Here is a 5,398-nt window from a genome sequence, read left to right as displayed (position 1 = left end):
GTAATTCCAACGCTGCCATATTGATCCTGCGTGATAATGGCCCTGGTATCTCTCCAGAAGCGCTCCCGTATGTATTCGATCGATTTTATCGCGCCGACAAATCAAGGAGTCGCTCGGAAGGTGGTACTGGACTAGGTTTGGCAATTAGCAAGCAGTTTTCCAAGTTATTGGGAGGTGATATCACCGTACATAGTGAAATTGATAAAGGTACTGTGTTTACAGTTTTTCTGCCTCGCATAGTAAGGGAAAACTCAACTTACGATCGGAATTTGCGTAACTTTAACCATCGTAGAAACAGGTCGGCCAGTGTTTTTGTTCTTGAGAACCAGGATTCACTAAGGCAGAAGTTGCAGGTGATGCTGATTGATAAAGGTTTTGAGGCGAATGGATCTAGCTTTGACGAAAATGGTATTGAGGCCTCGGCGACTGTTTCTCCGGATGTCATTATCCGTAATGCGGAATTTGATGATAATGCGATCCGTGAATTATATAACCATTATTGCGACTATCAGTATGCGAGTATTCCAGTCATTCTCGAGAGTATTAGCGCCCCTGAAAACAGTGGCAGTGTGCTCTGTTATCATGAGTATTTCCCCAATATGCCGTTCCTGAGTTTGGTAAATCTTTATGAGAACACACAGCACAAAGGCCTGGTGCTGCTGAGTGAAGACGCCAGCTTGGTAACATCTTTAAAACAGGCTCATGAAATAAACGAGGCTATTGATTTAATTGATAAGTCATCGCTAAACCTGCTTTTGTTGGACCCGGTACATGTTGTAACAAAAAGCAATGAACAATTGTCCCTGTTCCTGGATGCTGTCTATAAATCCAATATTCGGCTGGCCATTATTAATCCTAAAGAAGCAGGATACAAAGGCTTTCTGGATAATATGCGGGCGTTAACGGATATCGTTAAAAAAACAGGAACAGGCCGTCGTGATGTGTCAAAACTTATTCTGGATAACGTGGTAAATACAGTGCGTAAGGATACCATTGCCAATCTCCTTGATATCAGGTCTTCTTACGATAAAATGTCAGTCGATCAGGATAAAAGAATCAATGAACAGGCCTAGATCTAAACCATAAAGAATTTCTGCTTGCCTGCTAATCCAGTGCAATAGGCCCACAATGCCGGCCTAGTTTAATCCCACGCAACTTGCCGTCAAACTAATTGCTGATGTTGAAGTGATTTCAACCGTTAATTTTTTATGATTGGGGTGAATCAAAGGCCTTATGTGGTGTAATATTGCGTGAGGAAACTCTTTCTGTTTGAGCCACATTTGCGCAATCATTATATAAAAAGGAAGATTGCTATGAAAAATACAGGGGCAACAGCCAGTGCTGTGTTATTTTACGTGTCACTACTGCTTACAATCTCTGGGTGTGGTTCAATGTCCATCGGGCATGAATACGATCCAACATTCGATTTTTCCACCCTGAAGACCTACGCCTGGATTTCAATTCCTGATGAAAGTCCTGAAGTTGAGCTGATTATGAAAAGGCTCAGACCGATGATTGATGACAGGCTGGCGAAGTCTGGTTTTAAGCAATCCGATGATCCTGATTTTAAAGTTGCGACACACGTTCAATCTAAAGATGCTGTTGATGTCGTGAATTGGGGTTATGGTTATGGCTGGCGAGGTTCGTATGGCTACGGATTTGAGGCATACCAGTACGAGGAAGGGAGTTTGCTGGTGGATATCGTTGATGCAAAAACCAACGAGCTGGTATGGCAAGGGCTCGCAAGGGCGGAGCTTAAGCATACGGATCCAGAGCTGAGGGATAGAACTGCCAGAAGAGCAATAAATAAACTGTTTAAACACTTTCCTCCAAAAGACAAATAGAGCACGTAACTTCATTGCCCTTTAATCGACTAAGGAAGTAGGAGGGGACTATGAGTGGATCATCAGAAGATGCTGGTGTTATAGCGGTGCTATTGGAAAGGCTGGAAAAGCAAAGATTACCCAGAGCCCTAAAGTTGAAAGATAAGGTTGATCGGGGTGAGCCGCTTGATGATTTTGATATTACTTTCATGAAAGAAATTACTGGCGATATTACTAAAACTAAACCTCTCCTCGAGCGACATCCAGAGTACCAAACACTGGTATCGCGCATGCTGGATCTGTATAAAGAGATTTCGGAAAAAGCCCTGGAGAACGAAAAAGAGCACTAAGTGCAAAATAAAAAAAGGGCTGGCGAAATGCATCACCAGGCCCTTTTTTGCTTACATACCCTGTTGGTAAAATAGTTTACCAGGTACGCTATTTACATCGCTGGCTTTTCAGTGACTGTCATAGCAACAGCTTCTGTGTAGGTGATCATCACCCTGTCGCCAACCTTAACTTTTTTCAGGTTATCAGGATTGCGTGCAACTACTGTTTTGGTTTCACCTTCCGCATTTTTAAGTGTCGCAGTTTCAGCTTCCAGGTCAATGCCTACTATCTCTACCACAATGCTGGTTTCAGTGACCATAGCGCCCGCTGGTTTTTCGCCTGGCTCAGCTCTGGCAGCAGCGCCACTTTCCATTGCCCCAAGCTCTGTTGCGGGATCAACTACCTCGATCATGACGCCTTCCAGGTATTCAATGGTGAGGACATCGCCTACTTCCACCTGGGCAAGGTTTCGTACTTCTTCATCAGCGACAATCGTTACTTCTTCGCCTTCTGCATTTTTCAAAGTGACTTCACGTGTTTCCTGATTGATGGCGGTAACTGTAGCTTCCATCGTAATCAGAACTTCTTCACTAACAGATGGTTTTTCTTCAGGAGCCGCTGCTGCTGTTTCTGCCGGAGCTGCTTTCTCTTCCATAGGAGCTTTTTCAGGCGCTGCTGCTTTTTCTCCCTTATCACATCCTACAAAAGCAAAAATGCCTGCGAGTAAAACGATTTTTAACAACTGCCTGTTCATAGTTTCTTGTCTCCTCGTTGTGGTTAGAGTGCGGCCGGTATGTCTAAGCTGATAAGGCCACAATGGTCAAAAACAAATCACTTACAAAGTGCTTTGCATTGCAATTAGTAGTTATCTGTTCTGTGTTCTTCCCTGGCTTGGTGATGTTAAGCAATTGATCCATAGTGCTTTACGACGGGAACTTTATTATAGATGAGGCTTACTCTGGATCAAGTACAACTTTGTCAATCGGTTAAAATATTCACAAATAATTCACATTCTGTATTGATATTATCCAAAGCTTCACTTGAACGGCTAAATGGAAACGATTCATAAGCGCTTGATGTTTCACGGGGGAGGTGGTTCAGTACTACTATTCCCTGATGCTGATGATTTGCACGAAAAAAGGTGCAATATTGTTTAACAGCGACTGGCATCCATTTTAGATTACTGGTATCAAGGGGATTATGTGATAAAGCCACAGTAATCATTTAATGAGTTGTCATCGCAAATTTTGCGTGCGTGAGCTATCGCGATGACACTCAGGGCTATCATCGCGAGGACTACAACGCAGGCAGAGGCGATCTCGTTTTTGTTTTAGCTGGTTTGTACATCGGAGGGCGCTATGCGGTACAACACTAAAAAAATTTGCACAATAACTTTTACCACTCTGATACTTTTATCCGTTCTTAAAGCAAGCTTTGCCGCAGGTGCAGGGTCACTCAGTGATCGTGGTGAACGATGGCAGTTCTACCTTGGTGGTAACTATGTGAATTCGTCTTCTATTGACTTTGGTGGGGGCTCAAAAGCAGATATTGTTGGCGACATGGGCTGGGCGTTTGGCTTTGGCTACAACTTTAATGAAAAGCTGGCCCTGGATTTTGATTTAGGCTGGAATTCCATGAGTTACACAGGTACTCGTGTGCTGGATAATGGTAGCAAAGACACCTTTGGTGGGAGAATGGATACCAGCAGTACGCGATTTAATTTGATATACCATTTTATGGACAAGCAACTGACACCCTATATTACGGGCAATATTGGCTGGACATGGATAGATACCAATATACCCGCAGGGCCGCCAGGTAGCGTATGTTGGTGGGACCCCTGGTGGGGCTGGATTTGCGGGCCTTATCAACCAACTTATGGATCGACAGAATTTTCTTACGGGACCAGCCTTGGTTTGCGCTATGATGCCGGTAGAGCGTTTTTCTTTCGCGGCAGTATTGGCAAGCAGTGGATTGATATAAGCAGTGCAAGTGGTACACCTGACTTTACCAGTTATCGCTTTGAGTTCGGGTGGTTGTTTTAAGTTTTAATGAGCTTTACTCAGATTGTTATGTTCATTCGCTTACAGCTTGCTTAAGCGATGCTAGTTACAAAACATGGGATAGTCGCATGCGAATAGGTATAGCGCTAGGTGGTGGTGGGGTTCGAGGCCTGGCCCATATATTAGTTCTGGAGGCAATGGAAGATCTGGGAGTGAAACCTGACATTGTTGCGGGAACCAGTATGGGGGCAATTATTGGAGCAATGTATTCGTCGGGTATCTCCCCTGGTGAAATAAAAGAACGTGTCAGGCAGCACTTTATTTCCAGTAAAGACAGCTTGAGTGATGTGCTGGCAAAAAAACAGGAATTGCTACAGTGGTTTCGTGCATTGGCTCCTGGTGGTTCGCAGGGGCTTATTGATGCTACCGGTTTTATTGAAACTTTATTGCTTGGAATCGAGAAGCGAACATTTGAAGAATTAAATATTCCGCTTCGTGTGATTGCCGCGGATTACTGGTCGGCCGAAGAAGTGGTTTTTGAAAGCGGTGAATTACAACCTGCGTTACAGGCTAGTATGGCAGTTCCAGGTGTGTTTGCGCCAGTGTCTTATCAAGACCGGGTGCTGGTGGACGGGGGTGTGGTGAATCTTGTGCCTTATGACCGGGTACAGGATGAGGTAGACATAACCATTGCAGTTGATGTCAGCAAGTCTCACTCGCCGGGTGAGCAGTCTATACCTGGGCCGCTTGAATCGGTGTTGGGAACATTTACCGTGATGCAGGGAGCGGCGCTGCAGGAAAAAATGAAACAACAAAAACCTAACATCTTTATCAAATTTGATATACCCGGTGTACGTATGTTGGAGTTTGGTAAAATAGATCAGGTATTTGATCAAGCAGTGCCAACGATTGATGAATTTAAAGAACAACTATCCAGTTTGTTAGATTAAGGAATTGATGTCAGCGAAACTATAAACACTCGTCCCCTCAATTTTCGTCATCCAAACGGAAGTTATCACTTGAGCAACGCTGCTTTCAAAAATGCTACAAGTGAAAAAATGACCCCGTAAGCTTGCTGTATTTCATTAAACATAGGCGTAAAGTTTCAAGCTTATTATTGATCTGCCTCGTCTTTTTCTTCCTGTTCCAGATGGTATACTCCTTTTCATCGATAATAAAATGGATATTAGGCCTCACGTGTTAAAACAGTTCGCTATAGTTTTATTGGCCAGTTTCAGCTTG

Annotated in this window: 6 protein-coding genes; 5 read left to right on the top strand and 1 reads right to left on the bottom strand. The window is 43.8% G+C overall.

Features of this window, described 5'->3' with window-relative positions:
* The 3 genes from ACWVCM_RS03345 to ACWVCM_RS03335 form a co-directional block, all read left to right on the top strand.
* The coding region (locus ACWVCM_RS03345; protein WP_455200292.1) for a sensor histidine kinase at nucleotides 1–1,073 on the top strand (1,073 nt) is incomplete at its 5' end.
* A 240-nt stretch (nucleotides 1,074–1,313) separates the two neighbouring features.
* Nucleotides 1,314–1,844, top strand: coding sequence for a DUF4136 domain-containing protein (locus ACWVCM_RS03340; RefSeq protein ID WP_455200291.1), 531 nt, complete (start codon nucleotides 1,314–1,316; stop codon nucleotides 1,842–1,844).
* 50 nt (nucleotides 1,845–1,894) lie between these two features.
* Nucleotides 1,895–2,173 (top strand): hypothetical protein, encoded by a 279-nt coding sequence (locus ACWVCM_RS03335; protein ID WP_455200290.1) that lies wholly within the window; start codon nucleotides 1,895–1,897, stop codon nucleotides 2,171–2,173.
* Nucleotides 2,174–2,265: 92 nt separating this feature from the next.
* Here ACWVCM_RS03335 and ACWVCM_RS03330 read toward each other — a convergent pair whose 3' ends face one another.
* Complete coding sequence (locus tag ACWVCM_RS03330) at nucleotides 2,266–2,907, bottom strand: hypothetical protein (RefSeq protein WP_455200289.1); 642 nt, start codon at nucleotides 2,905–2,907, stop codon at nucleotides 2,266–2,268.
* Nucleotides 2,908–3,511: 604 nt separating this feature from the next.
* Here ACWVCM_RS03330 and ACWVCM_RS03325 point away from each other — a divergent pair.
* On the top strand, nucleotides 3,512–4,198 hold the full coding sequence (locus ACWVCM_RS03325) for an outer membrane beta-barrel protein (protein WP_455200288.1): 687 nt from the start codon (nucleotides 3,512–3,514) through the stop codon (nucleotides 4,196–4,198).
* A gap of 86 nt (nucleotides 4,199–4,284) precedes the next feature.
* Entirely contained in the window at nucleotides 4,285–5,106 is an 822-nt protein-coding gene (locus tag ACWVCM_RS03320) for a patatin-like phospholipase family protein (protein WP_455200287.1), read from the top strand.
* The last annotated feature ends 292 nt before the right edge of the window (nucleotides 5,107–5,398 follow it).

This window comes from Kaarinaea lacus, assembly GCF_975902315.1.
The sequence above is the reverse complement of the archived record's forward strand: the minus strand, read 5'-3'. Positions and strand labels throughout refer to the sequence as shown.